This is a genomic window from Lentzea sp. NPDC004782 (assembly GCF_040609115.1).
In the GTDB taxonomy this organism is placed as follows: domain Bacteria; phylum Actinomycetota; class Actinomycetes; order Mycobacteriales; family Pseudonocardiaceae; genus Lentzea.
The window spans coordinates 1-25937 of sequence record NZ_JBEXJN010000050.1; the positions used below are offsets into that span (position 1 = coordinate 1).

At 68.8% G+C, this 25937-nt stretch carries 26 protein-coding genes; 6 read left to right on the forward strand and 20 right to left on the reverse strand.

Translation table 11 applies throughout. The features are described 5' to 3' along the window. Positions 1–151: 151 nt before the first annotated feature. From ABZV40_RS35055 to ABZV40_RS35065, 3 genes are read right to left on the reverse strand one after another with little or no spacing between them, the layout of a single operon-like run. Positions 152–991 carry an endo alpha-1,4 polygalactosaminidase gene (locus ABZV40_RS35055; protein WP_355451621.1) on the reverse strand — a complete coding sequence of 280 codons (840 nt, stop codon included), beginning with the start codon at positions 989–991 and terminating at the stop codon, positions 152–154. A 34-nt stretch (positions 992–1025) separates the two neighbouring features. Then, positions 1026–1697 (reverse strand): response regulator, encoded by a 672-nt coding sequence (locus ABZV40_RS35060; protein ID WP_355451624.1) that lies wholly within the window; start codon positions 1695–1697, stop codon positions 1026–1028. Beyond that, on the reverse strand, positions 1694–3298 hold the full coding sequence (locus ABZV40_RS35065) for a sensor histidine kinase (RefSeq protein WP_355451627.1): 1605 nt from the start codon (positions 3296–3298) through the stop codon (positions 1694–1696). Before ABZV40_RS35065 ends, ABZV40_RS35060 begins: the two co-directional genes overlap by 4 nt. Positions 3299–3455: 157 nt before the next feature. Here ABZV40_RS35065 and ABZV40_RS35070 point away from each other — a divergent pair, with 157 nt between their 5' ends. From ABZV40_RS35070 to ABZV40_RS35080, 3 genes are read left to right on the forward strand one after another with little or no spacing between them, the layout of a single operon-like run. Then, positions 3456–4259 carry an ABC transporter ATP-binding protein gene (locus tag ABZV40_RS35070; protein ID WP_355451630.1) on the forward strand — a complete coding sequence of 268 codons (804 nt, stop codon included), beginning with the start codon at positions 3456–3458 and terminating at the stop codon, positions 4257–4259. A gap of 40 nt (positions 4260–4299) precedes the next feature. Then, entirely contained in the window at positions 4300–5154 is an 855-nt protein-coding gene (locus ABZV40_RS35075; RefSeq protein ID WP_355451790.1) for an ABC transporter permease, read from the forward strand. A 35-nt stretch (positions 5155–5189) separates the two neighbouring features. Next, entirely contained in the window at positions 5190–6215 is a 1026-nt protein-coding gene (locus ABZV40_RS35080; RefSeq protein ID WP_355451633.1) for an ABC transporter substrate-binding protein, read from the forward strand. 94 nt (positions 6216–6309) lie between these two features. Here the strand turns inward: ABZV40_RS35080 and ABZV40_RS35085 are convergent, their stop codons facing one another. The 7 genes from ABZV40_RS35085 to ABZV40_RS35115 form a co-directional block, all read right to left on the reverse strand. Beyond that, positions 6310–6927, reverse strand: a complete 618-nt coding sequence (locus tag ABZV40_RS35085) for a DUF4360 domain-containing protein (RefSeq protein ID WP_355451636.1) — start codon at positions 6925–6927, stop codon at positions 6310–6312. 224 nt (positions 6928–7151) lie between these two features. Continuing rightward, positions 7152–8048: a hypothetical protein gene (locus ABZV40_RS35090; RefSeq protein WP_355451639.1), complete on the reverse strand. Its 897-nt coding sequence runs from the start codon at positions 8046–8048 to the stop codon at positions 7152–7154. A gap of 110 nt (positions 8049–8158) precedes the next feature. Beyond that, complete coding sequence (locus ABZV40_RS35095) at positions 8159–8971, reverse strand: carbohydrate ABC transporter permease (RefSeq protein WP_355451642.1); 813 nt, start codon at positions 8969–8971, stop codon at positions 8159–8161. Next, the gene (locus ABZV40_RS35100) at positions 8968–9864 is read right to left on the reverse strand and encodes a sugar ABC transporter permease (protein ID WP_355451644.1); all 897 of its coding nucleotides are present in this window, start codon (positions 9862–9864) and stop codon (positions 8968–8970) included. The genes ABZV40_RS35095 and ABZV40_RS35100 overlap by 4 nt, the downstream gene beginning before the upstream one ends. Then, complete coding sequence (locus ABZV40_RS35105) at positions 9861–11156, reverse strand: extracellular solute-binding protein (protein WP_355451647.1); 1296 nt, start codon at positions 11154–11156, stop codon at positions 9861–9863. The genes ABZV40_RS35100 and ABZV40_RS35105 overlap by 4 nt, the downstream gene beginning before the upstream one ends. A gap of 260 nt (positions 11157–11416) precedes the next feature. Next, positions 11417–12685: a glucuronoxylanase gene (locus ABZV40_RS35110; RefSeq protein ID WP_355451650.1), complete on the reverse strand. Its 1269-nt coding sequence runs from the start codon at positions 12683–12685 to the stop codon at positions 11417–11419. 214 nt (positions 12686–12899) lie between these two features. Further along, positions 12900–13781, reverse strand: a complete 882-nt coding sequence (locus ABZV40_RS35115) for an SAM-dependent methyltransferase (protein WP_355451653.1) — start codon at positions 13779–13781, stop codon at positions 12900–12902. Between the two features lie 172 nt (positions 13782–13953). On the opposite strand from ABZV40_RS35115, the gene ABZV40_RS35120 reads away from it, so the two are divergent. Further along, positions 13954–15429 (forward strand): RICIN domain-containing protein, encoded by a 1476-nt coding sequence (locus tag ABZV40_RS35120; RefSeq protein WP_355451656.1) that lies wholly within the window; start codon positions 13954–13956, stop codon positions 15427–15429. Positions 15430–15470: 41 nt separating this feature from the next. On the opposite strand, the gene ABZV40_RS35125 is transcribed toward ABZV40_RS35120, so the two are convergent. The 3 genes from ABZV40_RS35125 to ABZV40_RS35135 are packed head-to-tail and all read right to left on the reverse strand — an operon-like array spanning position 15471 to position 17857. After that, positions 15471–16037, reverse strand: coding sequence for a helix-turn-helix domain-containing protein (locus ABZV40_RS35125; protein WP_355451659.1), 567 nt, complete (start codon positions 16035–16037; stop codon positions 15471–15473). Beyond that, on the reverse strand, positions 16034–16462 hold the full coding sequence (locus ABZV40_RS35130) for a nuclear transport factor 2 family protein (RefSeq protein WP_355451663.1): 429 nt from the start codon (positions 16460–16462) through the stop codon (positions 16034–16036). Before ABZV40_RS35130 ends, ABZV40_RS35125 begins: the two co-directional genes overlap by 4 nt. 57 nt (positions 16463–16519) lie before the next feature. Further along, on the reverse strand, positions 16520–17857 hold the full coding sequence (locus ABZV40_RS35135; RefSeq protein ID WP_355451666.1) for an MFS transporter: 1338 nt from the start codon (positions 17855–17857) through the stop codon (positions 16520–16522). Positions 17858–17877: 20 nt separating this feature from the next. Between ABZV40_RS35135 and ABZV40_RS35140 the strand changes: the two genes are divergently transcribed. Beyond that, on the forward strand, positions 17878–18234 hold the full coding sequence (locus ABZV40_RS35140; protein WP_355451669.1) for a metalloregulator ArsR/SmtB family transcription factor: 357 nt from the start codon (positions 17878–17880) through the stop codon (positions 18232–18234). A gap of 69 nt (positions 18235–18303) precedes the next feature. On the opposite strand, the gene ABZV40_RS35145 is transcribed toward ABZV40_RS35140, so the two are convergent. Further along, positions 18304–19209 carry an AAA family ATPase gene (locus tag ABZV40_RS35145; RefSeq protein ID WP_355451672.1) on the reverse strand — a complete coding sequence of 302 codons (906 nt, stop codon included), beginning with the start codon at positions 19207–19209 and terminating at the stop codon, positions 18304–18306. 200 nt (positions 19210–19409) lie between these two features. Between ABZV40_RS35145 and ABZV40_RS35150 the strand changes: the two genes are divergently transcribed. Then, positions 19410–19859, forward strand: a complete 450-nt coding sequence (locus ABZV40_RS35150) for a hypothetical protein (protein ID WP_355451675.1) — start codon at positions 19410–19412, stop codon at positions 19857–19859. Between the two features lie 35 nt (positions 19860–19894). Here the strand turns inward: ABZV40_RS35150 and ABZV40_RS35155 are convergent, their stop codons facing one another. The 6 genes from ABZV40_RS35155 to ABZV40_RS35180 all read right to left on the reverse strand — a co-directional run bounded on the left by ABZV40_RS35155 (position 19895) and on the right by ABZV40_RS35180 (position 25925). Next, complete coding sequence (locus ABZV40_RS35155; RefSeq protein WP_355451678.1) at positions 19895–20257, reverse strand: STAS domain-containing protein; 363 nt, start codon at positions 20255–20257, stop codon at positions 19895–19897. A gap of 280 nt (positions 20258–20537) precedes the next feature. Further along, the gene (locus tag ABZV40_RS35160) at positions 20538–22082 is read right to left on the reverse strand and encodes an FAD-binding oxidoreductase (RefSeq protein ID WP_355451681.1); all 1545 of its coding nucleotides are present in this window, start codon (positions 22080–22082) and stop codon (positions 20538–20540) included. Between the two features lie 21 nt (positions 22083–22103). Continuing rightward, positions 22104–22979: an LLM class flavin-dependent oxidoreductase gene (locus tag ABZV40_RS35165; protein ID WP_355451684.1), complete on the reverse strand. Its 876-nt coding sequence runs from the start codon at positions 22977–22979 to the stop codon at positions 22104–22106. Further along, positions 22976–24319 (reverse strand): aminotransferase class V-fold PLP-dependent enzyme, encoded by a 1344-nt coding sequence (locus ABZV40_RS35170; protein WP_355451687.1) that lies wholly within the window; start codon positions 24317–24319, stop codon positions 22976–22978. Before ABZV40_RS35170 ends, ABZV40_RS35165 begins: the two co-directional genes overlap by 4 nt. After that, entirely contained in the window at positions 24304–25065 is a 762-nt protein-coding gene (locus tag ABZV40_RS35175; protein ID WP_355451690.1) for an SDR family oxidoreductase, read from the reverse strand. Before ABZV40_RS35175 ends, ABZV40_RS35170 begins: the two co-directional genes overlap by 16 nt. Beyond that, positions 25062–25925, reverse strand: a complete 864-nt coding sequence (locus ABZV40_RS35180; protein WP_355451693.1) for a sulfurtransferase — start codon at positions 25923–25925, stop codon at positions 25062–25064. The genes ABZV40_RS35175 and ABZV40_RS35180 overlap by 4 nt, the downstream gene beginning before the upstream one ends. Between the last annotated feature and the right edge of the window lie 12 nt (positions 25926–25937).

Genomic DNA, 25937 nt, shown 5'->3' on the forward strand with positions numbered 1-25937 from the left:
CGGGCCGCCGCTGACGCGGCGACCCGCCCCAAGGAACTCACCCCTGGTTAAAACACCAGGTGGATGAAGGCGCCCTTCATCCACCTGAGGTCGCGAACGGAGTCCTTGCAGACGCCACCAACGAGCCGGGCAGGACCTTGCCGGGCCCTGGTCAGCAGTGCTGGAAGACGTAGTTCGAGTTGTCCGGACCGACCAGTTTCCGGTCGCGCAACGTCGTCGTCCTCGGTGTCGCCGGGTCCGCGCAGACCTCGGCGAACGTGCCACGCAGCTTGTCGGTGTACTCGATGTCCATCACGTGCACGCCGTAGACGCCGGTGTACGTCGCGCACTCGGAGAAGGCGTGGCACTCCTCCGTGACGGCGAAGTCGAAGCCGACCTCGTCGTGGGCGCGCCGGCTGACCTCCGCCGAGTTCTTCTGGCCGATCGGCAGGCCGCGGTCGTGTGCCCGTGCGCTGAGCAACGCCGCGTAGGCCATGTTGTGGTCGACGGTCAGCCGGCCGCCGGAGCGCGAGTAGGAGTCGAGGTTGTCGATCTCGACGGAGCCGAAGCCGCGGTCGGCGCAGCGGGTGATCGACTCGCCGGTGATGCGGGCCAGTTCGTCCCGGTTGGACGGTGTCGAGGTGTCCAGCAGGAACTCGTCCGGCCAGTCCGGGTCGATCACCGGCTCGCCGCCGGAGCCGGTGAGGAGCAGGTGCTTGCGCTGCGTCAGCCACAGCTCGCGGTCCTGCGGCTGGGTCTGGAAACCGTTGACGTAGCAGACGTTGTGGACGCCGGGTGCGGGAGCGGCCGTGCTGTCGCGGGCGATCAGGGTGACCCCGGCGGGAGGCTGGTAGGCGGTGCCGAGCTGGTAGTCCAGCACCGCGGGCGAGGGCGGCAGTGTCACCGCGGCGCGTTCCACCGTCCGCTTCGCCGGCGCGGGCTCGTCGTCCGCGCCTGCAGAGCAAGCGGCGACCAGGAACAGTGCTGCCAGCGGCAGGACGCGGACACTCATCGGACTCCTCGATCGCGGAACGGCGGCACCGAACCTACCGTCCCGCGCCGACCCAGCTGTACTCGTGCTCCGGGCGTCCGGTGGCGCCGTAGCGCAACCTCATCGTCGCGCCGCCGTCGCGCACCAGCGAGGTGAGGTACCGCTGCGCCGTGGCCCGCGCGATGCCGAGTTCGGTGGCGAGCTCCGCCGCGGACGCCGGCGAGCCGTACGAGCGCAACCCGTCGGCGACCAGCTGGGCCGTGGCCGCGGACATGCCTTTCGGGGTGTTGCGGCGGTCGCGTTCGTGCAGCAGGCGCACCGCGCGGTCGATGTCGGCCTGGCTCGCGGTGCGGCCGGCCGGGGAGAGCTGGGCGTGGTAGCGCGCGTAGGCGGTGAGCCGGTCGGCCAGGTCGTCCCCGTCGAACGGTTTGACCAGGTAGTTCAGTGCTCCGGCGGCGAACGCCGCGCGGACGGTGGCGGCGTCGGACACGGCGGTGAGCATGATCGTGTCCGTGGTCATCTCCCGCAGCAGCAACAGACCCGACTCGCCGGGCAGGTAGTTGTCCAGCAGCACGAGGTCCACCGGGGTGTCGGCGAGCCGGGCGCGGGCCTCGGCGGCGTTGTGCGCGAGGCCCGCCACGGCGAAGCCGGGGACGCGCCGGACGAAGTCGGCGTGCAGGTTCGCCACTCTGATGTCGTCCTCCACGATGAGGACGCGGATCGTCACGTCAGTTCCTCCTCGACCAGTACCTCTGCGGGTTCGAGCACCTGCGGCAGGTGAGCCAGGAACAGCGCTCCCCCGCCGCTGTTCTCCGCCAGCTCGACGTCACCGCCGAGACTGCGCGCCGCCTGGCGGGTGAGCGCGAGTCCGAGGCCGCGCCCCTCACCCTCCTTCGTGGACACGCCTTCGGTGAAGATGCTGTCCCGCAGGTGTTCCGGGACCCCCTCTCCGGAGTCGGTCACCGCCACGTGCAGGGTCGTGTCCTCGGCCAGCAGGTCGACCTCGACCGTCGCCGGGCGGCGCGTGCCGTGGCTCGCGGCGTGCAGCGCGTTGTCGACCAGGTTGCCCACCACCGTGGTCACCTCGACCGGTGCGACCACTTTGGACGGAACCCAGCTCGACGGGCCCAGCACCAGCCGCACGCCCTGCTCGGCCGCCGCCGACGCCTTGGCGGACAGGAACGCCTGCAGGTACGGGTCGTTGATCTCCTCGCTGGACCCGAGCATGGTGATCGGCCCGGACGACATCGCCGTCACGTACTCGAGCGCCTCGTCGTAGTGCCGCGTCTGCAGGAGCCCGGACAGCGTGTGCATGCGGTTCGCGAACTCGTGGCGCTGCGCCCGCAACGCGTCGGTCAGGCCGCGCGTGGCGCCCAGCTCGCTGGTCAGCGCCTCCAGGTCCGTCCGGTCGCGCAACGTCAGCACGCCGCCCAGGTCGTAGCCGTCCTTGCGCACCTCGCGGTAGTTCGCCACGAGGACGTGGTCCCCGGCGACGGTGATCAGGTTGTCGACGCGCTCCCGCGCCTCCAGCGCCTCCCGCAACGGCACCGGCAGGTCCAGCTCGGTGACGGGCGTGCCGACCGGGGCGGTGAGCCGCAGCAGTCGCCTCGCCTCGGTGTTGCACACGGACACGCGGCCGTTCGCGTCCACCGCGAGCACGCCCTCGCCGATGCCGTGCAGCACCGCCTGGTGCTCCTGCATCAGCTCGGCGAGCTCGTGCGGTTCGACGCCGAACGTCTGGCGCTTCAACCTGCGCGCGAGCAGAACGGCACCCGCGACGCCGAGCAGGAGCGCGCCGCCCGCGAACAACGCCGTGGTGCCGAGCTGGCGCCACCGGGCGTTGTCGATCTCGGACGCGTTGATGCCGACGCTGACCTCGCCGACGATCGTGCCGGTGTGGTCGCGCAACGGCACCTTGCCTCGGGCCGAGAGGCCGAGCGTGCCGCGTTCGATGTTGGAGACCCTGTTCCCCGCGAGTGCCGCGCTGGGATCGGTGCTCACGTGCTCGCCGATCAGGCCCGGGTTGCGGTGGGCCAGCCGGATGCCGTTCTCGTCGGTCACGACGACGAACAGGGCGCCGGTCGCGATCCGGGCGCGCTCCGCCTGCTCCTGCACCAGCGGCTGCTGGTCACCCGCCACGGCGTCGCCGAGGCCGGGATCCGACGCCACCGCCTCGGCCACGACGAGCGCCCGGTCCTTGTACTGATTGGACAGGTCGCGGCTCTCGGTCCACACGCCGAGCAGGGCGCCCACGACGAGCACCAGCGCCAGCAGGCCGATCTGCAGGATCAGCAGCCGGCGGACGAGCGGCATCTTCGCCCTGGTCATGCGCCAGACGGTAACTCCACGCGGCCGCAGAGCAAAAAGCGCAAAACGCGAATTACGTTCGTTGCGCGTACTGCGCGACAAAGCATCGGGGAGTGACGCAGCGCACCTACCGTTCACCGCCAAGCAACACCGGCGCAACACCAGGGAGCTGGCACGCATGGCGGAACTGATCGAGCTGCGCGGGGCGACGAAACGCTTCCCCACCGGAACCGGTGGGGTGCACACGGCGGTTCGGGACCTCACGATGACCGTGGACCGCGGCGAGTTCGTCGCCGTCGTCGGCCCCACGGGGTGCGGCAAGTCCACGACCCTGTCGCTCGTCTCGGGACTCGAACCCCCGTCGGAGGGTGAGGTCCTGGTCGGCGGGCAGCACGTCACCGGCATTCCGGAGGGTGTCGGGTACATGTTCCAGAACGACGCCGTGCTGCCGTGGCGCTCGGTGCTGGACAACGTCGCGGCCGGGCCCCGCTACCGCGGCGAGTCGAAGGCGGACGCCCGCGCGAAGGCGCGCGACTGGGTGCAGCGGGTCGGCCTCGGCGGGTTCGAGGACTACTACCCGCACCAGCTCTCCGGCGGCATGCGCAAGCGCGTCGCGATGGCGCAGACGCTCGTCAACGAGCCGTCGATCCTGCTGATGGACGAGCCGTTCAGCGCGCTGGACGTGCAGACGCGGGCGTTGATGCAGGACGAGCTGCTGCGGCTGTGGTCGGGCACCGGCGCGGGCGTCGTGTTCGTGACGCACGACCTGGAGGAGGCCATCGCGCTCGCCGACAAGGTCGTCGTGATGACCAGCAGCCCGGCGACGGTCAAGGCGACCTTCACCGTCCCGCTCGACCGGCCGCGGACGGTCGAGGAGGTCCGGCTGACGTCGCAGTTCCTGGAGATCTACCGGGAGATCTGGGACTCGCTGCGCGAAGAGGTCGAGAAGGCGCGGGAGCAGGGAGCACGTCGTGTCGCATGAAACCACGCAGGTACTGGAGGAACCGGCCGTGACGTCCACTGTGAACCCCGTGGCGAAGTCCACTGCGGACAGCGCGTCCCCGGTGGACGCGCGCACCGCGCACCGCAGGCGCAAGGCCAAGGTCTGGTCGATCCGGCTCCTGCTCGTCGTGGCGTGGCTGGTCAGCTGGGAGCTCACCGCGACCTACCTGATCGACCCGTTCTTCTACTCCAAGCCCTCCGCGGTCGCGGCGAAGCTGGCCGACTGGTTCACCGTCGGCACCAGCCAGGGCAGCATCTGGGAGCAGATCGTCGTCACGCTGCAGGAAGCGGTCGCGGGCTTCGTGCTCGGCGCGCTCGCCGGTGTCGTGCTCGGCATCCTGCTCGGCCGCAGCCGCCTGCTGGCCGACATCTGCGCGCCGTTCATCAAGGCGGCCAACGCCGTGCCGCGCATCGTGCTCGCGTCGCTGTTCGTGGTCTGGTTCGGGCTCGGCATGTCGTCGAAGATCGCCACGGCGTTCGTGCTGGTGTTCTTCGCGGTGTTCTTCAACGCCTTCCAGGGCGCGCGGGAGGTCGACCGCAACCTCATCAACAACGCCCGCATCCTCGGCGCCGGCCGGGTGCAGGTGCTCGGCACGATCGTCGTACCGTCCGCCACGTCGTGGATCCTCGCCTCGCTGCACTCGGCGTTCGGTTTCGCCCTCATCGGCGCGGTCGTCGGTGAGTTCACCGGCGCCGACCGCGGCCTCGGCCTGCTGATCAACCACGCCCAGGGCACCTTCGACACCGCGGGCATCTACGCGGGCATGATCGTGATCACGGTGATCGCCCTGCTCGCCGAGTGGCTGCTGACCCTCGCCGAGAACCGCCTGCTCAAGTGGCGCCCGCCGGCAGCCAGCGCGGAAGTCCAGATCTGACCCTCCCGACCCCCTCTTCCCCCGGAGTGAACGTCATGAAGATCCGCGCCACCGTCGCCGTGCTCGCCATCGGCGCACTGAGCCTCACCGCGTGCCGCACCCAGGCCTCGTCCGGTGTCAGCACCGACAACCCCGAGTTCAAGATCATGGTCGGCGGCATCGAGAAGGTCATCTACCTGCCCGCGAAGCTGACCGAGCAGCTCGGCTACTTCAACGAGGCCGGGGTGAAGGTCCAGCTGCTCACCGAACCCGCCGGTGCCACGGCCGAGAACTCCCTCGTCTCCGGCGACGTCCACGGCGTGGTCGGCTTCTACGACCACACGATCGACCTGCAGGCCAAGGGCAAGTGCATCACCAGCGTCGTGCAGTTCGCCGACGTGCCCGGCGAGGTGGAGGTCGTCGCCACCGCCAAGGCCGACACCGTCAAGAGCCCTGCCGACTTCAAGGGCCGCAAGCTGGGCTTCACCAGCCCGGGGTCGTCGACCGACTTCCTCACCCAGTACCTGGCCACCAAGAACGGGGTGTCCACTTCGGACTACACCGGGGTGAAGGCGGGGGCGGGCCAGACGTTCGTCGCCGCCGTCGACAACGGCGCGATCGACGCGGGCATGACCACCGACCCGACCGTCGCCACGCTCGTCAGCACGGGCAAGGCCAAGGTGCTGCTGGACATGCGGACCGCGGAGGGCACGAAGGCCGCGCTCGGCGGGCTCTACCCGGCCAGCTCGCTGTACATGGACTGCAACTTCGTGCAGCAGCACAAGGAGGCCGTCCGCAAGCTCGCCGGCGCGTTCGTGAAGACCCTGGCGTTCATCAACTCGCACAGCGCCGCGGAGATCGCCGAGAAGATGCCCGCCGACTTCGCGGGCGGCAACAAGGACCTCTACATCAAGTCGATCAACGACTCGAAGGGCATGTTCAACTCCGACGGCAAGATGAAGGCCGACGGCGCCAAGAACGTGCTGGAGGTGCTCAGCCAGTTCTCCCCGGCGGTGAAGCCCAAGAAGGACCAGATCGACCTGAGCAAGACCTACACCACCGAGTTCGTCACCAGCCCCTGACGATCCCGGCCGACGCCGTGGCACGCAGGGCCGGACATCCGGCGCGTGCCACGGCGGTCGTCGGTTCGCGGAAGACCGCGCGGGGAACTTGTCGTCATGGACAACGCTTCCAGGCGAAGTGGTAGTCCGTGGCGATGTAGGCGTCGGTCGAGTCCATCGCCATGAAGCTCGTCGTCGTCTTCGGGTCCGACGTGCCCACGTTGACCCGCAGCTCGGTGTTGAGGTTGAGGTTCCTGTTCTCGCCGCACGGGCGGTAGACGATCATCCAGTCCACGTCGGTGGCCTGCCAGTCGTCGCTCACCGGCCCTTGCCAGTTGTGGCTCCTGTACACCGTCTGCGGCGAGCCCTGGAAGTAGTAGTTGGATCTCAAGGTGCTGGTGGCACCACGTGCGAGGTTGACGAAGCCGCGGTAGTCGACCTCGGAGATGCCGTAGGTGAAGCCCTCCGGCACGTGCACGCGCAGGTTCAGCTGACAGTTCTTGCGGGCGTCCGTCGGGAGGGCGCCGACGCCGACCTGGGCGATGTAGCTGCTGTAGACCACGTGGAAGGTGGTGTTGTCCGGTGACACCTCCACCGAGGCCGTGCCGTTGGGGCAACCGGTTCCGTTGACGGTGGCCACGTCGATGGTGACCGCGCCGGGCGGCGGGACGTCGGTCTGCGGGAGGACGGCGGTGGACATCGCCAGGGCGGCGGCGACAACTGTGTTGACCATTGGGCACCTTCCGACTCGTGCGCTGAGCAGCGGCGCGGACGCGATCAGCGTTTCCAGGGGTACCCAACCCGATCGCGGGGGCGTGAGCGTTTCCGGTCGCCTTGCGATTGCCTGACGATCAGGCCGAGTCGCGGAACCGTTGAGCAGCAATGAGAGCGCCGGCCGACACGGTCTCGTGCCGACCGGCGTTCCCGGTCCGGAACCACCGCACCGCGTCGCGGTGATCAACTGTTGACGACCACCACCTCGTACCGGTCGGCCGTGGGCGGCAAGCCGGTGTCGAACTTGGCGTTGACGACCGCCAGCCGGCCGCCGAACTTCGCCGCGGTGCTGGGCGACTGGAAGGTCGGGCTGGTGATGACCTTCTCCAGGACGCCCGCCGTGGCGTCGCGGTCCAGGCGGATGCGGCTGACCTGGTTGTTGTGCACGACCCACATCGTGCGGCCGTCGCGCACGATGCCATCCGCGCCGGGCACGCTGACACCTGCGATCGTCTCGCTCGCGCCGGTGCGCGGATCGACCTTGTTGAGCTCACCGCGGGTGGTGTGCGCCACGATCAACGACCGCGAGTCCGGCGAGGTGGTGATGCCGTTGTTGTTGAACGACCCGCTGGTGTCCCCGGCCGGACCGGTCAGCGCCAGCGTGCGGAACTGACCGAGGCCGCCGGAACGGCTGACCGGCACGAAGTAGAGCTGCGCTTTCAGCGAGTCGGTGAACCAGGCGCCGTCGGTGGTCAGCGTGACGTCGTTGACCATGCCGGCGTTGGCCTCGGCGAACTGGTACACCGCAGCGGTCGTGCCGGTTCGCAGGTCGTAGACGTATGCCTGGCCGGTGAATCCGCCCGCGACGAAGAGCAGGTCGTGCCGGAGGTCGGCGGTCATGCCGACCGCCATGCGGCCGGCCGGTGCGTCGATGAACAGTCCGGCGGTGCCACGCCTGACGTCGCCGCGGTAGATGTCGCCGGCGAAGAGGTCTCCGGCGTAGAAAGTCGTTCCCCTGCCTTCGGTGATGCCCTCGGCCGACTTCGCGCCGGGCAGCACGATCACCTTCTCGGGCGGGGCCGCCGCGGCGGGCGTGACCAGCCCGAGGATCAACATCAGTGCCAGAACCAATGGACGCATCAGATGGACTCCTGTTCGTCGAAGATTCCACCGGCCATCCAACCGCACTCACCGGGCTCGCGGTGCGGAAACCAAATCCCGCAATAGATCCGAAGTGGACACCGGCGGCCTCACTTGACCGCGCCTGCGGTGATGCCTCGCGTGAGGGTGCGCTGGAAGATCAGGAAGAACACGATGGCCGGGATCACCCCGAGCAGAGCGGAGGCGCTGGTCATCGTGGCGTCCATCAGCCGCTGCCCCTGCAGCACGCCCAGCGCGACCGGAACGGTCTGGGTGTCGTTGGAGATCAGCAGGACCAGCGGCAGGAAGAACTCGTTCCACGTCCAGATGAAGGAGAACACGAACAGCACCCCCAGCGTGGGCCTGCTGACCGGCACCACGATCCGGACCAGGACCTGCCACTTGTTCGCGCCGTCGATCCTGGCCGCCTCGAGCAGCTCGTGCGGGAACCCGGCGTAGGTGGAGGTCAACAGGTAGGTGCCGAACGCGGCCTGGACGATCGTGAAGATGACGATCACGCTGAGCTGCGTGTCGTACAGCCCGGTCACCTTGGCCAGGAAGTACAGCGGGTACACCATCGCCTCCTGCGGCAGCGTGTTCGCCACCAGGAAGGCGATCAGGATCCACAGCCTGCCGCGGACCCGGCCGATGCCCAGCGCGTACGCGTTCAGCACCGACACGACGACCGCCAGCACCGCGACCGAACCGCTGATGATGAAGCTGTTGAGCAGCTTCCGGCCGAAGTCGACCCGGTCCCAGAAGTCGGCGATGCCCTGGAAGGTGATGTCGGTGGGCAACGCCAGCGGACCGCCGGACGCGTACTGGGCCGGCGTCTTCAGCGCGTTCAGGGCCACGATCACGAACGGCGCCAGCATCGCGACCGCGAGCACGATCAGCGACCAGAGCACGGCATGGCGTTTCACGCGCGTTCACCCCGGTTCTGCACCTTCAGGAACACCGCGGTGAGGACGAGGATCAGCACCGTCAGGACGGTCGCGATCGCCGCGCCGTAGCCGACCTGGGTCTTCTCGAAGAAGTTCTGGAACGAGAAGTAGGACGGGACGTTCGTCGCTCCGCCCGGACCGCCTCTGGTCAGCACGTAGATCGGCCCGAACACCTTGAGCGCGGCGATCGTGCAGGTCAACAGCACCACGAAGACCTCGGGCCGGATCTGCGGCACGGTCACGTGCCAGAACCGGCCCCACCACGAGGCTCCGTCGAGCTCGGCGGCCTCGTGCAGCGACGGATCGGCCCGCTGCAGACCCGCCATGAAGATCACGACCGGATAGCCGAGCTGGATCCACAGCAGCACGCCCATCACGCTCCACAGCGCGATGTCCGGGTCACCCAGCCAGTTCTGCGCCAAGAAGCCCAGCCCGGCCAGCCCGAGGAACTCGTTCAGCGCGCCCTGCGGAGCAAGGATCCAGCTCCACACGATCCCCGCCACGGCGACCGGCAGCACCTGCGGCAGGTAGACGCACGCCCGCAGCACGCTCGCCGCCCGCGGTCCGAACCTCTTGCCGATCACGTCGAACAACGCGGCCGCGACCACCAGCCCGGCCGCGGTCGGCAGGATCGCCATCGCCACCACCAGCGCCAGGTTGTGCTGGAACGACGACCAGAACGTGCTGTCGCCGAACAGCCGCGTGTAGTTGTCCAGGCCGGTCCACTGAGGATCGCCGACACCTTGCCAGCGGGTGAAGCTGATGCCGACGTTCATCACGAACGGCACCAGGATCACCGCGATCAGCAACAGCGCACCGGGGATCAGGAACAGCAGGTACGACCCGCGCTCCCGGACGGTTCTCGTGATCATTTGCCGACGTTGGCCAGGTTCTCCTGGTACGGCTTGGCCAGCTCGTCCAGGACCTGCCGCGGCGTGGCCGTGCCGGTGATCAGCTTCTGCACCGCGGACACCTGCACGTCGTAGTAACCGGGTGCGGGCCAGTCCGGGTAGAAGGCCAGACGGTCCTGCGCGCTCAAGGTCCTGAAGTTCTCGGTGAGTTCCTTGATCTGCGGCGAGGACGCCGGTGAACCGCTGTCCGCGAGGGGCACACCGCCCGCGTCCCTGAGCTTGTCCTGGATCTGCGGCGACATGGTGATCGCGATGAAGTCGTAGGCCAGGTCCTTGTTCTTGGAGCCCTGCGGCACCACCCACATGTTGCCCGCGGATCCGGCGGTCAGCCCCGGCCAGAGGAACGACCCCCACTGGAAGTTCTTGATGCCGGCCGCGAGCCTGCCGTACCACCACGTGCCCGTGATCATGATCGGGTGCTTGCCCTGCATGAACGACACACCCATGTCCTCGGCCTTCACCCCTGCCGAGTCCTTGCTGACGTAGCCCTTCTTCACCCAGTCGGCGAACGTGGTGGCGCCGTACGTCCACGCCTGGTCGTGGAAGTCCACCGTGCCGGTGTACCGCTGGTACCGGTCCACCCAGTCCTTGTCCGCCTTCGACAGCGCGAGCTGGTACATGATCTGGTGCGCCGGGTACTCGGCGCCGCCGACGGCAAGCGGCGTGACGCCGGCCGCGACGAACCTGTCCATCGCCGAGGTCAGCTCGTCGATCGTGGTCGGCACCGCGATGCCCCGCTGCGCGAACATGTCCTTGTTGTAGAAGGCCATCACGTACTCGGCGTAGTTCGGCACGCCGAACCACTTGCCCGACCCCATCACGCCGCGCTCGTCATAACGTGCGGTGGTCTGGACGCCTTGGCCGAGCTGCTTGTCCCAGCCGCGCTTCGCCACCACCTCGGAGAGGTCGGTCAGCAGTCCCTGCCTCGACAGCAGACCGGCGGTGGCGTTGCCCTTGTTGTACTCCAGCACATCCGGCGCGTCCTTGGAGTTCAGCACCATCGGCGCCGTCTTCTGGATCTGCTCGAAGCCCTTCGCCTCGAACGCCACCTTCACGCCGGGGTGGGTCGCCTCGAACTGCTTGACCGCCTCGGCCCAGGCGACCCCCATCGCGCTGTCCGGGTCCTCGTAGTGCCAGAGCTTCAGCGTCCTCGGCCCGTCGTCACCCGATCCCGACCCGCACCCCGTGATCACCAGCGCGGCTGCCAGCGTGATCACCAGAGCCCGCCCGGACCGCCCCCACACCCCAGTCATCGACCCCTCCTCCACGATGCGAACCGCCCCTGTCGAATTCGCGTCGAAGCGCTTCGATTCAGCCCGCTCCAGCACCGTAGCGCCAAAACCGGCCCAGCGGAACGCCGCCGGGATCAGCTGAACTGGAATCGCGCGGTCAGGCGTGGCGTCTGGCGAGGTGGATGAAGGGCGCCTTCATCCGCACCAGGTGCAGGAAGGCGCCCTTCATCCACGTAACGGCCCGGCGGGCGGGTTGCAGACAAGACCCTCCGGCAAGCCGCTCAGTTCAGGACGAACGTCCTGATGCTGCGGGCGGGCAACTGAGTGTTGAAGGTTCCGTTCGACACGGTGAAGTCGTCGTAGTGGGCGAGGTTCGCGCTTGCGTTCGTCAACCAGCTGGAGGCGGTCGCGGAACCCATGTCCCGGATGGTGAAGACGTGGTCGACCGGCGATGCGTTCTTGTTGACGGCGACGATCACGATCCTGGACCCGCTCTTGTACGCCGAGATGTAGACGTTCGACTGAGGGTTCGCGGTCGCGGCGATTCGCGAGTAGCCGGGACGAACCCACTTCGAGAAGTGGGCCATGTTGGCGCCACGCTTGCTGATCTGTCCGTCCTCCCGCATCGGACCGTAAGAGCGGCGGATGTACCACCACACGTAGGTTTGGAACCCGCCGTCCACCAGCGCGCGGTGGATGTGCTCCCCCACGTCGAGCGCCTGTGGCCAAAGATCGGCGGAGTCGGTGCTGTTGGGGTAGTAGACCTCGGTCATCCACAGCTCTTTGCCACCGCCCTTCTCCCGGAAGAGCGGGTAGGGGAAGTCCGCGGGCCGAGTGCCGTAGAGGTGTGTGCCGATGATGTCCACGTTCGCCAGCGCGGCGCCGTCGTTGAGAATGGGATCGGAGAGGTTCTTCCGGTACTGGAACGACTCGGGAGCGATGACTTTGGTGTTGATCGCACCCGCGTTCTCGCGCAGGAACCTGACGATCTCACCGGACGTCCACGCCGTCCATTCCTGCGCGTAGTCCGGCTCGTTCTGGACCGAGATTCCGTACAGGTTCACCCCGTTGTTCGCCATGAACGCGATGAAGTCGTTCAGGTGCTGCGCATAAGCCCCGTACGAGGAGTAACGCAGCCGTTTTCCTCCGGAGAACGTTTCAGTCATCGAGGCGGGAGGATTCCACGGGGAGGCGATGACCTTGGCCCCGAGCTCGACCGCGCGCCTGGCCGTGGCGACCTCGCGGCTCCAGTTGGCCCGGTTCTCGTGGACGGGGATGCGCAGCACGGTGAACCCGAGCTGCCCGGCACCGTTGCCGAACGCTGTTTCGCGCTGGGCGGCGGTGAGGTCGCTGATCCACACGGTGTGGTTCATACCGCCGAAGCCGAGGATTGTCTGCTGCACTTTCGACGGCTCGACGACCACGGAGGTGGCCGCCGCAGCCGGTGTCGCCACCGCCAGCGCCGGCAGCGCAACGCCCGCCGCCAGCAATGTCCGCCGGCGCAAGGGCTGCGAACCCGCGTGGTCCGAGTGCTCTCGCCGTGATGCCATGACATCTCCACAAAGTTGTTCTCGTTCAGGATCGGAACAACAAACCACCTACTGCCGAAGTGAAGACCAACACTCCGGGAGCGCTCCCAGCAAACAGTACTAACAGCGCTCCCACCTCACCGTCAAGGCACCGAAGAATCGAATTCGTCGAATGGCAAAAATTCTTCGCGCCAGGCCGGACCCTGGCAGAGCATGCCGTGCGGAGCCATGTTCCTCAGCGGCTCGCGCGCACCATGCGGATCCCGTTCAGCGCCGGGGTCGGCGCACCCCCGAACGCCGCGGACCCGCCGAGGTAACCGGAGATCAGGTCGGCGGCGGAGTGGTCCTCGACACCGGTGAACCCGAGGGCTCGCAACTGCGCGGCGATGCCGTCGGGGGTGAAGTAGCTGAACACGGGTTCGCCGACGGCGGCCAGCCGCTCGGCACGTGCGCGTTGGTAGGCGCGTTCCGCCTCGGTGGTCGCGGAGCGCAGGTAGTCGAAGACCACCTCGACCGGCTGGGCCTGACCGGCGATGTAGGCGAGGGTGGCTCGGGCGGCGTCGGGGGTCAGGTAGTAGACCACACCCAGCCACACGAACACGGCCGGGTCCGTCCGCCTGAATCCGGCGGCTTCCAGTTCCGTTGCCAGCGTTTGGGTTTCGAAGTCGACCGGCACGAAGGTCAGGGTCTCGGGGCTGTCGATTCCGGCCGTGGCAAGGCGTTCTCGCTTCCACGCCTGGGTGGCGGGGTGGTCGACCTCGAAGACGCGCACATCGCGGCGCGGATTGCGGTAGGCGAAGGTGTCCAGGCCCGCGCCCAGGATCACGACCTGCCGCGCACCGGCGGCGACGGCCGCCGCCACCGCGTCCTCGGCGAAGCGAGCCCTGGTGGCGAAGAACAGGCGGCGGGGCCGGTCCGTCACGGCGCCGCCGAGGCGATCGGTCGCGGCCGTGCCCAGGTTCGGGAGTTCTTCCGCGGCATGGCCGAGCACCCGTGCCGCGAGAGGATCGGTGAAGATCTGTGGCTGGTCAGCGATCTGGTGGTAGGCACGGGCATACGCGGTGACGAGCGCTGTCCGGCTGGGTCCGCCGTTCTCCATGCTGACGACGTTACTCACGAAGTCGCACCCCTGCGCCCGATCCCTCTTGTGAACGCTAACAACGTGGTGCCACACTGCGACTCGATCGTGTTCGGGCGAGTGCGCCCTCCGGAAATGAGAGCGTTCTCAGTTTCCCGCAACGACATCGAGCCGCCGCCGCAGCACCAGCACTGCACAGGAAAGGATCCCGATGTCGAGCAAGTTGCCTCACCTCGTAGCCGGGCGCCCGCGCACGACTCTCGCGGTACTCGTAGTCCTCATCGCCGGCCTCGTCGGGTTCGTGGCGCCGACGGGCCGGGCGCAAGCCGCGTCGAACACCTTCACCCTCGGTGCCGTGCGCACGGACACCAGCGGCCGCTCCCTGCAGTTGCACGGACTGGGCATCGTCAAGGTGGGTGCCACCTGGTACGGCTTCGGCGAGGGCAAGATCGGCCAGACCAGCTCCAACACCGCGTTCCAGGAGATCCCCTGCTACTCGTCGACCGACCTGGCCAACTGGACGCGGCAGGGTGTCGCGCTGGCCAGGCAGGGCAGCGGCGATCTCGGCCCCAACCGGATCGTCGAACGCCCCAAGGTCATCTACAACGCGAACACCCGGATGTACGTGATGTACCTCCACATCGACAGCACGAGCTACTCCGACCAGCGGGTCGGCGTGGCCACGAGCACCACCCCGTGCGGTCCTTACAGCTACCGGGGCAGTTTCCAGCCGCTGGGCAACCAGAGCCGCGACATCGGCCTGTTCCAGGACACCGACGGCAGTGCGTACCTGCTCAGCGAGAACGCCGGACGCAGCCTGCGCATCTACCGGCTCTCCAACGACTACCTCTCGGTGGCGAGCCAGGTGACGACGCTGCCCAACTACGAGTCGCCTGCGGTGATCAAGGCCAACGGCCTGTACTACCTGCTCGTCTCGCACCTGACCGGCTGGAACACCAACGACAACGTGTACGCCACCGCACCGTCGCTCGCCGGGCCGTGGTCGTCGTTCCGGAACTTCGCGGCCCCTGGCACGAACACCTACAACAGCCAGACCGCGAACATCATCACGGTCCAGGGCAGTGCCGCGACCACCTACATCTACGCGGGTGACCGGTGGACTCTGGGCAACATGGGTGACTCGCCGTTGATCTGGCTCCCCCTCACCATTCGCGGCACCACGGTCAACCTGGGCCAGTACCCGAGCTGGAACCTCGACGTGGAAACCGGTCTGTGGTCACCGAACTCCGGATTGCCCAGCAACGCCGTCCACACGCTGGCCAACCGCAACAGCTCGTTGGTGATGGACGCCTCCGGCGCCTCCACGGCCGACGGCGGCAAGATCATCCAGTGGCAGGCCACCGGAGGCACCAACCAGCAGTGGAAGCTCACGAAGGTCGCCGACAACGTCTTCACCGTCGTCAACGTCAACAGCGGCCTGTGCCTGGACGTGCCCGGCCAGTCGACCGCGGCCGGTGTGCAGCTGCAGCAGTGGACGTGTGACGGCCGCCCCGGCCAGCAGTGGGCGGCCGACCTGGTCGGCAGCCTGAACGGCAACGACTACGTGCTGGTGAACATCAACAGCGGCCTGCAGGTCGGCGTGGCGGGCTCGTCCACCGGTGGTGGCGCACAGGTTCAGCAGCTCGCCGGGACGAACGCGAGCAGCCAGATCTGGCGGGTGTCCTGATCTCGCGGGCGGCGGTGGTGGCCCGCGGATCGGCGAGCTGATCAGGACGACCGTTCGTCGGCCGGCTCCGCCGCGGGATCGACGAGCCGGAGAATCCAGGCGCTCCAAGCCGTGTCGGCGCGTTGGCCGGGCAGGTCGAGTGCGGCCGTGACCGTCTGGACCAGTCCGGTGGCGAAGAACGTGCGCACCTGCCACGCGTCGGCGCCGGTCAACTCGGTGATCGTTTTCATGAGGTCCAGGTGGCGTTGCCGCACCGCCTCCTGGACCTCGCCGTCCGCGGCCGCGTAGCCCTGCAGCATCACCAGGCCGACGGTTCGCTCGCGTTGCAGGAGCTCCACGTAGGCGCTGCCCAGTGCGGCCAGCGTCGGTCGCGTGCGTGCGAACGCGGCTTCGATCTTGTCGTACGTCCCGTCGACGATCTCCAGGAACAGCTTCTTCTTCGAGCCGAACATCTGCACGACGCGGGGGTGCGAGACGCCGGCCCGTTCGGCGATGGCGTCCAGGCGCCCTCCCGCCAGGCCGTTCCTGGCGAACTCGGCCTCGGCCGCCTCGACGATCAGTGCCCGGCGTGCCGCGGCGGGCATCCGGGCAGGCGTGCCCTCGCTCATCCGCGGACCTGGCGCTCCACGAACTTGTTGTCGTACAGGCACCGGTAGGCGTGGATCAACCCGTCCTCGCCCACCTCCAGCCGGTCGTCGCCGTGGAACTCGACGCGCCGGTCTGTGCCCGCGACGGTGCCGACGAACCGCCACGACACCACGACGGCCCGCCTGGTCGTCTCGGCGTAGAAGCCCACACGGGTGAACGTGTAGTCCGGGAAGGTCCGCGACATGTTCGCCACGAAGTCACGGATGGAATCGCGCCCGTACACCGTCTTGCCCAGCGCGGGCTCGTCGTAGACCAGGTCCTCCGCGCACATCGCCGCGACCGCGTCGGCATCGTGCCCGTTCCAGGCCTCCGCCCACCGGTCACCGAACTTCTCGACCGCGTCGATGTCGGCGGCGGCCACTTCAGCCAGGGTCGAAGTCGTCATGCAGCTAACTTACAAGTAAGTAAGAATCGTGGCAATGGCTCGGCCGGTGCGGCGGTCCTAGCGCGGCCAGCGTTCGTGGTGGTCGTCGATGCGGAACTCATGAGCGTGCCGGTACACGCCACCCGCGAGGACCGCGTCGTGCAGATGATCGTGGTCTGCGTCCAGGTCGCAGTGCTCGTGCTCGACGACCGCGGGATCGTGCCGCGGCCACAGCCGAAGCGCGATCAGTGCGCCTGCCGCGGTGATCGCGCCGAGGACGAGGAAGGCGGTGGTCGTGTTCGCCGCGGTCGCGACCCAGCCGGCCAGGGGGTAGCAGAGCAGCCAGCAGGCGTGCGACAGCGCGAAGTCCGCGGCGAACAACGCGGGCCGGTCCTGCGAGTGCGCGGACCGCCGCAGCAGCCGGGCGCCCGGCGCCAGCGCGAAGGAGCACCCGGCACCGATCAACGCCCACAGCACCAGCAACGCGGACCAGTGCCCTCCACCGAGCAGCGAGGCGAACGTGGCTCCGGCGAACAGCAGCACGAACAGCGCCACCACCGCGCGGATCACCACGGTCCTGTCGGAGACGCGGTCGAGCAGCTTGGGAAGCGTCAACGCGGCGGCCAAGGAGCCCACGCCGTTGAACGCGAGTGCGACGGCGACATCGGAAGAGCCGCGGCCGAGCACGTCGCGGACGTAGGCGACGGTGTTGACGAGGACCATCGAGCCCGCCGCCGCGGCCGCGAGATGCACGGCCAGCAGACCGCGCAGCCGGGGCGTGGCGAGGTAGATGCGGATGCCCCGGGTGGTCGCGGCGTAGAGGCTTCCCTTGCGGTGCACCGGTTTCGGCCGCGGCAGCACGATGGACACGACGAGGAGCGCGGAACCGGCGAAGCCGATGGCAGTGCCGAGGAACAGGTTGTTGAAGCTCATCAGCACCAGCAGGGCCGCCGCCAACGACGGGCTCAGCAGGCTCTCGAGGTCGTACGCCATCCGGGAAAGCGTGACGGCGCGGGTGTACTCGCGTTCGTCCGGCAGCACGTCCGGGATCGTCGCCTGGAAGATCGGCGTGAACGCCGCCGAAGCCGCCTGCAGCACGAAGATCAAGGCGTAGACCTGCCACACCTGGTCGACCCACGGCAGGACCACGGCGACTCCGGCCCGGATCAGGTCCAGCGTGACCAGGACGGCTCGTCGCGGCAGTGCGCCGAGCAGGGCGGCCGCGACCGGCGCGACGCTGACGTAGGCGACCATCTTGATCGCCAGGGCCGTGCCGAGCACCGCGCCCGCGTCCGCGCCGGCGATGTCGTAGGCCAGCAGTCCCAGCGCGACGGTCGCCAGACCGGTACCCGTGAGGGCTACGACGTGTGCGCCGAACAGGTGGCGATACGTGCGGTTGCGCAGAACAGCGAGCATGCGTGGCACTATATGTGCTCATGTACGCACGCGACGACGTTGCAACAACGGATGCCTGGCAACAACTACCTTCTGGCGCCCATGTCGAAGCTGCGGTGGACGGGTTCCGGATGCTCGCCGACCCGACGCGTTTCCGCATGTTGTGGCTGCTGTGCGGAGCCGAGTACGACGTCACGACGCTGGCCGCGGAGGTCGGGATCGCACGCCCGGCGGTCTCGCAGCACCTCGCGAAACTGCGCCTGACCGGACTGGTCACCGTGCGCCGCGAGGGCCGGCGAGCGCTCTACGCGGCGCGAGGCGGACACGTGCGGCGACTGTTGTTCGAGGCCTTGAACGCCGCAGATCATCACCTCACCGGCAAGCCCGACCACGACTGACGACGAGCAGAACAACGGCAGCAACAGCAAACGCCTCGATCAGCCCGATCGTCGCCAGCCCTGACGCCGTCAGGCGGTGATGTGCCGGATGACCGCGGCAAGGGCCAGCTCGCGCGGTTGAACGGTATCCACGGAGAGCGCTTCCCCGTGCCAGGAGGGAAAGCTCGCCAGTCGCTGCTGCACATCGGACCAGTCACCGGGGTCGTGCCAGCCGGGGATCGCGCGGCTGCGGCCTTCGAGCCTGCCGCGGTGGACCTGCGGGTCGGAGCACTGGCACACGACCGCACGGAACTCCGCACCGGCCCGGCGCGCCAGGCTGCGCCAGCGATTCCTGGTCTCCACCAGTTCGGTGGGATGATCGAGGATGACGGACTGTCCGGCGAGGAGTTGCCGCAGAGCGAGCGTGGTCAGCATCTCTTCGGCGGCAGCCATTGATTCCTCGAAATGGCGACCGCCGAACGGAGTCAGCGCACCGAGCAGCCAGTCGGTGGCGAAGACCGGGATCCCCAGCTCGGCGCCCGCCGCGTCGGCCAGGGTGCTCTTCCCGCTGCCGGGCACCCCGGAGAACACGACCAGCCGGGCGTTCACGGCGACGGAAGGCAGGTCGTAGTCCGTGAAATCGGCCGGCAACCTCGGTGTCAGATCGGTCGGCACCAGTCCGGCGACCCACGTGGAGGCAATTCGATGCGGCCGTGCGGCCTCCACGACGCAGGAGACGACGTCAACGGTGCCGTCGTGGCGGAGGATCCGCGCCCGCGCGGTGGTCTCGCCGACATCGAGACCGACCACGACGACCGGCGCGTAGTTCGCCGCGCGACCGCGGGTGACCTCGACGTACCTCTCAGGCGTGACGACGGCGCTGAACGCGGCTGCGAGCACGTCGGACGCGTCAGCTCCCCAGCCGGGCTTCCCGTCCAGGCCGTCAAGAATCCACTCCAGCCGCGCCAGGGCGGGACTGGCCGCGAAACGGTGCACTGTTCCCCCGGGCAACGTGGTCGAGGCGAGCCGATCAAGCCTAGCGAGGCTGCCCGCAAACAGACCGGACGTTCGCCCACGACTGAAAGAGACTGCGGTGAGCAGGCCGCGCTCGGGGAACTGTTCGCGGGCGGCGTGACCGCTGCCGACTCGCCCTCCGGACGCGTGAGGATGCCTTGGGCGATATGGTCTGACGCATCATGTGCGAACGCGCGAACGACCCCGGGGACGAAGGCGGCGACGCCACCATCGACGACCCGCTGCTCTCGACCCCGGTGGCAAAGCTGCTGGCACTGGCGATGGGCACGGACGTCCGGGTGTTCGACATACCCGCGGCACGCAGCGCGGGGCTCGCGGGCCTGGTCGGGGTCAACGTCGGCGCGGACGGCGAGCCGCAGTGCTCGATCGGACTCACCGACGACCTGGACGACGACCTGCGCGCCGACGTGCTGGCGTTCGGTCTGGCCGTGCTCGTCGGCACGCCGGAGATTCTCGGGGAAAGCCCCGACGGAGTCCTCGGGATCAGCCGGGAGCGCCTTCCGCAGGCCGGCAACGGGCCCGGCAACCTGGCCTGGCACATGCTGCAGACGTGCGGGCGCGAGTCGCCGTCGACCACGTTCCGCCTGATGATCATCCAGTCGGACGAGTAGCCCAGCTCGGCGACCGGAGCAACGTCCGCCCTCGGTCAGCCCGCGGTGACCGCGCTGCGGACGTCGGTGTGCAGATCGAGAACCTGTTCGATCCCCACGATCGTGAGCACGCGGTTCACGAAGCTCTCCTGAGGCGCCACGACCACCAGCCTCGTGCCGTGCTGGGTGGCTTCCATGTGGCTCTGGAGCAGCACGTTGATTCCGGCCGATCCCATGAACTGGACTTCGCTCAGGTCCAGGACGAGCACGCCCGGTCTGGTTTCGAGCTGGGCGCGAACCTCGTCCCAGACGACGTCATCGGTGGCCATGTCGAGCTCACCGGCTACTGCGGTCACGGGTACGAGATCGATGTGAATGGTCTGCACCGAAATGGGCAGGCGCGGATTGAGCTTGGTCATGGCCTTGCTCTTCCCTGCTGGGTGCGTGCGCTGCCGAGCGCGGCCGTCCAGGTCATCACGACAGCGGCCTGTCACCGGGACGGGCAACGCCTCCCATTTACGCCGTAGTGGCCCCGACCAAGCACGACCAGACTACCCACTTCTTCGCAGGCCGCAAACGTCGTGGTCAGCGCCGTGTGGTAAGAAGCTGAATTTGATCCACACTGAAGCAACTGCAAATAAGAAGCTCGCTGAGCGGCCGCGGCAGCCCCGGCGATGGCACCGCCGGGGTTGCCGAGTCTCACGGCAGCCTGATCGACTGCGCGTGCCGGAAGAAGTCACGCGGGTCCCAGCGGGCCTTGATCCGCTGCAGCCGCGGGTAGTTCTCCTTGAAGTACAACCCGTGCCAGTCCACAGAGGACCGGTTGAACCGGGGATCGCCGAGATCGGCGTCCGGGTAGTTCACGTAACAGCCGTCGGTGACGGTGTTCGGCACCGGCACGCCACCGGTCTCCGCGTATGTCGCGGCATAGGACTCACGGGCCCAGCGCACGTGCAGATCGTCTTCGGCCGGGTCGTTCCAGAACACCTGCCACTGCAGCTTGTACGCCGCGTCGCGGTGCGCGGAAGCGGTGGCATCCGGTGCCACGTCGGCGATTCGGCCGCCGTACGAGGTCAGCTGCACGGCCGCGGTCGGGTTCACGATGTCGGTGCGGGTCAGGTGCGAGTGCAGCGCGGCGAGGTGGCTCTCGGGGAACGTCGAGCGCATGTAGGCGGACTTGTACTCGGCACGCAGGGTCGGGTCGTTCAGCGTGGTGTTGGTGGTGCCCAGCAGGCGGATCGCCTGCAGCCACGGCAACGAGCGCGTGTTCACGAACTGGGGCATGGCGGGCAACTCGGCCATCGGCGTGGTCAGGGCACCCGGCGTCACCGACACCCCGGCGTTGATGTCGCGGAGGTAGGACGACAGCACCGACTCGGCGTCGGGAGCGGTCGCGTCGACCAGCGCCAGCAAGCCGATCTGGCCGGCGCTGCGGTGGGTCAGCACCAGCTGGCTCATCAGCTCCACAGTGGACCGGCGGTGCTCGACGTGCCAGGACGCGTAGTTCTGCGCGATCCGTTCGAACTCCGGCTCACTGATCTCCTCCCACGGCCAGCTGACCGCGCTGACCAGCAGAGAGGCGGGCGGCTGCGGCAGCAGTCCCGCTGGATCGTGGCCGGACGCTCCCGGCGTGCGGAACCAGTAGCGGGTGACGACGCCGTAGCTACCGCCGCCCGCGCCGGTGTGCGCCCACCACAGGTCGTGGTTCGGGTCCTGCGGCGAACGACTGGCCGTCACCGCGCGGGCGCAGCCGTCCTCGTCCACCACCACGACCTCGACGGCCTCCAGGTGATCGACGACCAAGCCGTGCCGGCGGGCCAACGGGCCCCACGCACCGCCGCAGACGTGGCCGCCCATGGCGACCGAGTAGCAGAAGCCGGCCGGCACGACCACTCCCCAACGGGGGTAGGTCGTCTGGTACGTCCGCAGGTTGGTGGCACCGGACTCCACCGCGATCGCACGGCGGTGGGGATCGAAGTAGACGTCGGACATGCCGGACATGTCGATCACGACCTCGACGTCCGGGTTGAAGACGAAGTCCTCGTAGCAGTGACCGCTCGACCGCACGGACACGCGCTTGCCGCGGTCGACGGCGTCCTGGACGACCGCGACCACCTCCTCGGTCGAGCGCGGGAGGTGCACCGACTCCGGCGTGCCCCGGTAGCGCTGGTTCAGGCCGCTGACCAGGTCGGCGTAACGCGCGTCCTGTTGTGTCACCGCGCCGGTGTGTTCTCTGGTTTCCATGTCTCCCCCATTGGTGAAGCATCACTCGCGCAGGGGAGGAATCACTTCCAGTGCGACGCGTTCGAACTCCTCCTGATGCGCCTCACCCGGCCAGTCGAGGACGAAGTCCGACACGCCGATTCCCCCGAAGCGGTCGAACACCTCCTCGTAGCTGTGTCTCCCCCACCTCGGGTCCCAGGGCCCGAAGATCGTGTAGCCACGCCGGATCGCCGCGGGATCACGTCCTGCGGCAGCGGCCAGCGCGTCCAGCTTGCGGTTCTGGGTGGTCGTGGCCCGCAGCGTCTCCTCGTCGGACGCGCCGGGCGGGCCGTGGGTGTTCCAGCCCTGTGCGAACGCGGCCGCGGTGCGCAGCACGGTCGGTGACTGTCCACCCAGGATGATCGGCGGGCGTGGCGTCTGCACGCAGCCGGGTGCGGTCGCCACGTCCTTCACCCAGAGCACTTCGCCGGCGTAGCTGAACATCAGCTCGTCCGCGCGCAGCAGGCCCTCCGTGATCGACACGTAGTCCGCGAACCGCCGCATGCGTTCCTTGGGCGCCCACGGGTCCTCGCCCACGCTGTGGTGGTCCCAGCCGAACAGGCCGGCGCCGATGCCGAGGTCGAGCCGGCCAGCGGACAGGTGGTCGAGCGTCATCGCCTGGCGGGCCAGCTGGGCCGGCGGGCGCAGGATCTGGTTGGCCACCATCGTGCCGATGCGCACGCGGGTGGTCGCCAGCGCGATCGCCGCCAGCACGAGCCAGCTGTCGTGCCACGTGCGGCGGCGATCGCGAAGGTCACCGCTGTGGTCGGGCAGGTAGATCTGGTCGAACCCCAACCCCTCCAGCCACCGCGCCCGCTCGACGAGCACCCCGACCGGCTGGTCCGGGTAGAGCATCACGCCGAACCGGCGTCCGATCACCACTCCTCCAGAAAGGCCGGCGCCTGGCGGGGGTCCGGTACCGGGACCCAGGCACCGCCGCGCCGCTCGTAGGTCCACTGTGGACCTTTGTGCACCAGCGCGTCCAGCCCGGCCACCAACCGGTCGACGTGTTCGGCCGTCGTGCCGAGGCCGATGCTCGCCCGCAACGCGCGGTCGAGGTGGGGCATGTCCTTGTCGGTGAGCAGGGAATCCACCATCTGGTGCGCGCAGAACGCGCCGTCGCGGATCCCGATCCCGTGTTCGGCGGCCAGCGCCGTGGCGACCAGCTGCTGGTCGCGGCCGGTCACGGTGAACGGCACCACGCCCACCTTCGGGTGGTCGTCGTCCCACATGCCGAGCTGCTGCACGCCCGCGATCCCGGCGATCCCGTCCCGCAGGCGCCGGGCCAACGCCGTCTCGTGCGTGATCACGGCGCCCCAGCCGATCCTGGTCAGCGCGTTGCAGGCGACACCCATCGCGTGGGCGCCGATCACGTTCGGCGAGCCGCCTTCGTGCCGGTGCGGTACCTCGGACCACGTGACGTGCTCGGTCCCGGCGTGCTCGGTGACGAGAGCCGTCGCGCCACCGCCCGCGAGGTACGGTTCCGCCGTCGCCAGCCAGTCGGTCGTGCCCACCAACGCGCCCGAACCGAACGGCGCGTAGAGCTTGTGGCCCGACAACGCCACCCAGTCGATGCCCCAGGACGCCAGCTCGATCGGCCGGTGCGCCGCCAGCTGGGCCGCGTCGAGCACCGTGCGGGCCCCGAAGAGCCGGGCGATCTCGGCCAGTTCACCGATCGGCCACAGTTCGCCGGTGACGTTGGACGCCCCGGTGAGCACCACGAGTTTCGGACCGGAATGGGATGCCGCCAGCGCACGGGCCAGCGATCGCACGGCCTCGCTCGGGCTCGCCGGCACGCCGAGCCGCCGCACCCGCGCGCCGCGCCACGGCAGCATCGCGGCGTGGTGGTCCGTCGCGAACCGGAACACCTCGGTGCTCTCCGGCAGCGAACGGCCGAGCAGGTTCAGCGCGTCGGTGGTGTTGCGGGTGAACAGCACGGTGCTGTCCGGCGGGGCACCGGTGAACCGCCGCACCGCTCGCCGTGCCTGTTCGTAGATCCGCGTCGAGACCTGGGAGGCGTAGCCCGCGCCCCGGTGCACGCTGCTGTACCAGGGCAGGAACGCGTCCAGCTCACGCCGCACGTCGGCCAGGCAGGGAGTGCTGGCCGCGTAGTCCAGGTTCGCGTAGGGCACCATCTCCCCGGTCACCAGGGGAACTTCGAGATCAGCGCCGATCACCGACGGCAGCAGGTCGGTCGCGGTGGTCACCTCGCTGTCCACCCGCCGTCCATGACGAGCACGGACCCGGTGAAGAACGCCGCGTCGTCGCCGGCGAGGTAGGCGACCGCCGATGCGGCCTCTTCCGGGGTAGCGATGCGGCCCAACGGGTGCAGCGAGTTGAAGTACGCCGTCATCTCCTCGCTCGCGCCGACCGACGACCGGTACATCGGGGTGTCCACAGAGGCCAGTGCCACCGCGTTGACCCGGATGTTCCGCGGTGCGTACTCCAGCGCGGCGGCCTTGGTCAGGCCGATCACGCCGTGCTTGCCCGCCACGTACGCGCTGATGCCCGCGCCGAACCCGACCACGCCGAGCTGGGAAGCGTTGTTGACGATCACGCCGCCGCCGCGCCTGAGCAACGCCGGGATCTCGTGCCGCATCGACATGAACGTCGTCGTGAGCACCGTGAACAGGTCCTCGCCCCACGTCTTCGGGTCCTGCTCGGCCACCAGGCCCATGGTGCCCATCGAACCGGCGTTGTTGAACGCGACGTCGAGCCCGCCGAACCGCTCCTCAGCGGTGCGCACCGCGTTCTCGAGGTCCTCGTCGACGGTCACGTCCGTGCGCACGCCGACCGCTTCGCCACCTGCGGCGCGAATCTCCTCCGCGACCCGGTCCAGCTCCTCGGTGCGCCGCGCCGCCAGCACGACCCGCGCGCCCTGGGCGGCCATCGCCTTCGCCGCCGCCTCGCCGATGCCGGAGCTCGCCCCGGTCACCAGCGCCACCTTGCCCCGCAGTCTCGTCACTTCGTCCCCCGGAAGGTGCGTTCGACCGGCACGCCGATCAGTGATCCGTATTCGGCCCACGATCCGTCGTAGTTGCGAACCTCCGGCCAGCCGAGCAGTTCCCGCAGCACGAACCAGGTGTGCGCGGACCGCGCACCGACCCAGCAGTAGGTGATCGAGCCCGCCTGCGGGTCCACGTCCGCGAACAGCTCCGCGAGTTCCGCGTCGGACTTGAAAGTTCCGTCGACGTTGACGACGGCGTCCCACGGCCGGTTCAGCGCACCCGGCACGTGCCCGGACCGCTGCGCGACCTCGTGCGGGTTGTTGCCGGGCGCGAAGGCCTCACCGGCGAACCCCGGCGCGAAGATCTCGCCGGAGTACTCCTCCGGTGTGCGGACGTCGAGGACGTTCTTGACGTTGATCGCGGCGATCACGTCGTCCCGCGTCGCCCGCACCGTGAGATCCGGCTCGTCCACGCGGTAGTCGGTGACCGCGCGCAACGGCACTTCCGTCGACAACGGACGTTCGTCCAGCTCCCAGCGCGTGCGCCCGCCGTCGAGCAGCCGCACGTTCTTGTGGCCGTACAACGTGAAGTACCAGTACGTCAGCGCCGCCAGGAGGTTCGACGCGCCGGAGTACAGCACGACCGTGTCGTCTCGACTGATGCCCTTGGCGGACAACAGGTCCCCGAACCGCTCCGGCCCGACGACGCCGAGCCGCAGGTCGTCCTGGAACTCGTCCCAGCCGATCCACACCGCGCCGGGCGGGTGGCCCTTCACGTACTCGGTGTCCTCGTTGCCGGTCTCGACGAGCACCACACCGGGCGCGCCGAGGTTGCGCTCGACCCAGTCACCGTCCACCAGAGCGTTGTCGCGCCCCATTTCCCATCCCCC

What these genes read in the sequence shown, in the direction of transcription:
- ABZV40_RS35055 (WP_355451621.1), bottom strand. Translation starts at nt 991, where the DNA reads ATGAGTGTCCGCGTCCTGCCGCTGGCAGCACTGTTCCTGGTCGCCGCT.
- ABZV40_RS35065 (WP_355451627.1), bottom strand. Translation starts at nt 3,298, where the DNA reads ATGACCAGGGCGAAGATGCCGCTCGTCCGCCGGCTGCTGATCCTGCAG.
- ABZV40_RS35070 (WP_355451630.1), top strand. Translation starts at nt 3,456, where the DNA reads ATGGCGGAACTGATCGAGCTGCGCGGGGCGACGAAACGCTTCCCCACC.
- ABZV40_RS35080 (WP_355451633.1), top strand. Translation starts at nt 5,190, where the DNA reads ATGAAGATCCGCGCCACCGTCGCCGTGCTCGCCATCGGCGCACTGAGC.
- ABZV40_RS35085 (WP_355451636.1), bottom strand. Translation starts at nt 6,927, where the DNA reads ATGGTCAACACAGTTGTCGCCGCCGCCCTGGCGATGTCCACCGCCGTC.
- ABZV40_RS35090 (WP_355451639.1), bottom strand. Translation starts at nt 8,048, where the DNA reads ATGCGTCCATTGGTTCTGGCACTGATGTTGATCCTCGGGCTGGTCACG.
- ABZV40_RS35100 (WP_355451644.1), bottom strand. Translation starts at nt 9,864, where the DNA reads ATGATCACGAGAACCGTCCGGGAGCGCGGGTCGTACCTGCTGTTCCTG.
- ABZV40_RS35105 (WP_355451647.1), bottom strand. Translation starts at nt 11,156, where the DNA reads ATGACTGGGGTGTGGGGGCGGTCCGGGCGGGCTCTGGTGATCACGCTG.
- ABZV40_RS35110 (WP_355451650.1), bottom strand. Translation starts at nt 12,685, where the DNA reads ATGGCATCACGGCGAGAGCACTCGGACCACGCGGGTTCGCAGCCCTTG.
- ABZV40_RS35120 (WP_355451656.1), top strand. Translation starts at nt 13,954, where the DNA reads ATGTCGAGCAAGTTGCCTCACCTCGTAGCCGGGCGCCCGCGCACGACT.
- ABZV40_RS35125 (WP_355451659.1), bottom strand. Translation starts at nt 16,037, where the DNA reads ATGAGCGAGGGCACGCCTGCCCGGATGCCCGCCGCGGCACGCCGGGCA.
- ABZV40_RS35130 (WP_355451663.1), bottom strand. Translation starts at nt 16,462, where the DNA reads ATGACGACTTCGACCCTGGCTGAAGTGGCCGCCGCCGACATCGACGCG.
- ABZV40_RS35135 (WP_355451666.1), bottom strand. Translation starts at nt 17,857, where the DNA reads ATGCTCGCTGTTCTGCGCAACCGCACGTATCGCCACCTGTTCGGCGCA.
- ABZV40_RS35140 (WP_355451669.1), top strand. Translation starts at nt 17,878, where the DNA reads ATGTACGCACGCGACGACGTTGCAACAACGGATGCCTGGCAACAACTA.
- ABZV40_RS35150 (WP_355451675.1), top strand. Translation starts at nt 19,410, where the DNA reads ATGTGCGAACGCGCGAACGACCCCGGGGACGAAGGCGGCGACGCCACC.
- ABZV40_RS35155 (WP_355451678.1), bottom strand. Translation starts at nt 20,257, where the DNA reads ATGACCAAGCTCAATCCGCGCCTGCCCATTTCGGTGCAGACCATTCAC.
- ABZV40_RS35160 (WP_355451681.1), bottom strand. Translation starts at nt 22,082, where the DNA reads ATGGAAACCAGAGAACACACCGGCGCGGTGACACAACAGGACGCGCGT.
- ABZV40_RS35180 (WP_355451693.1), bottom strand. Translation starts at nt 25,925, where the DNA reads ATGGGGCGCGACAACGCTCTGGTGGACGGTGACTGGGTCGAGCGCAAC.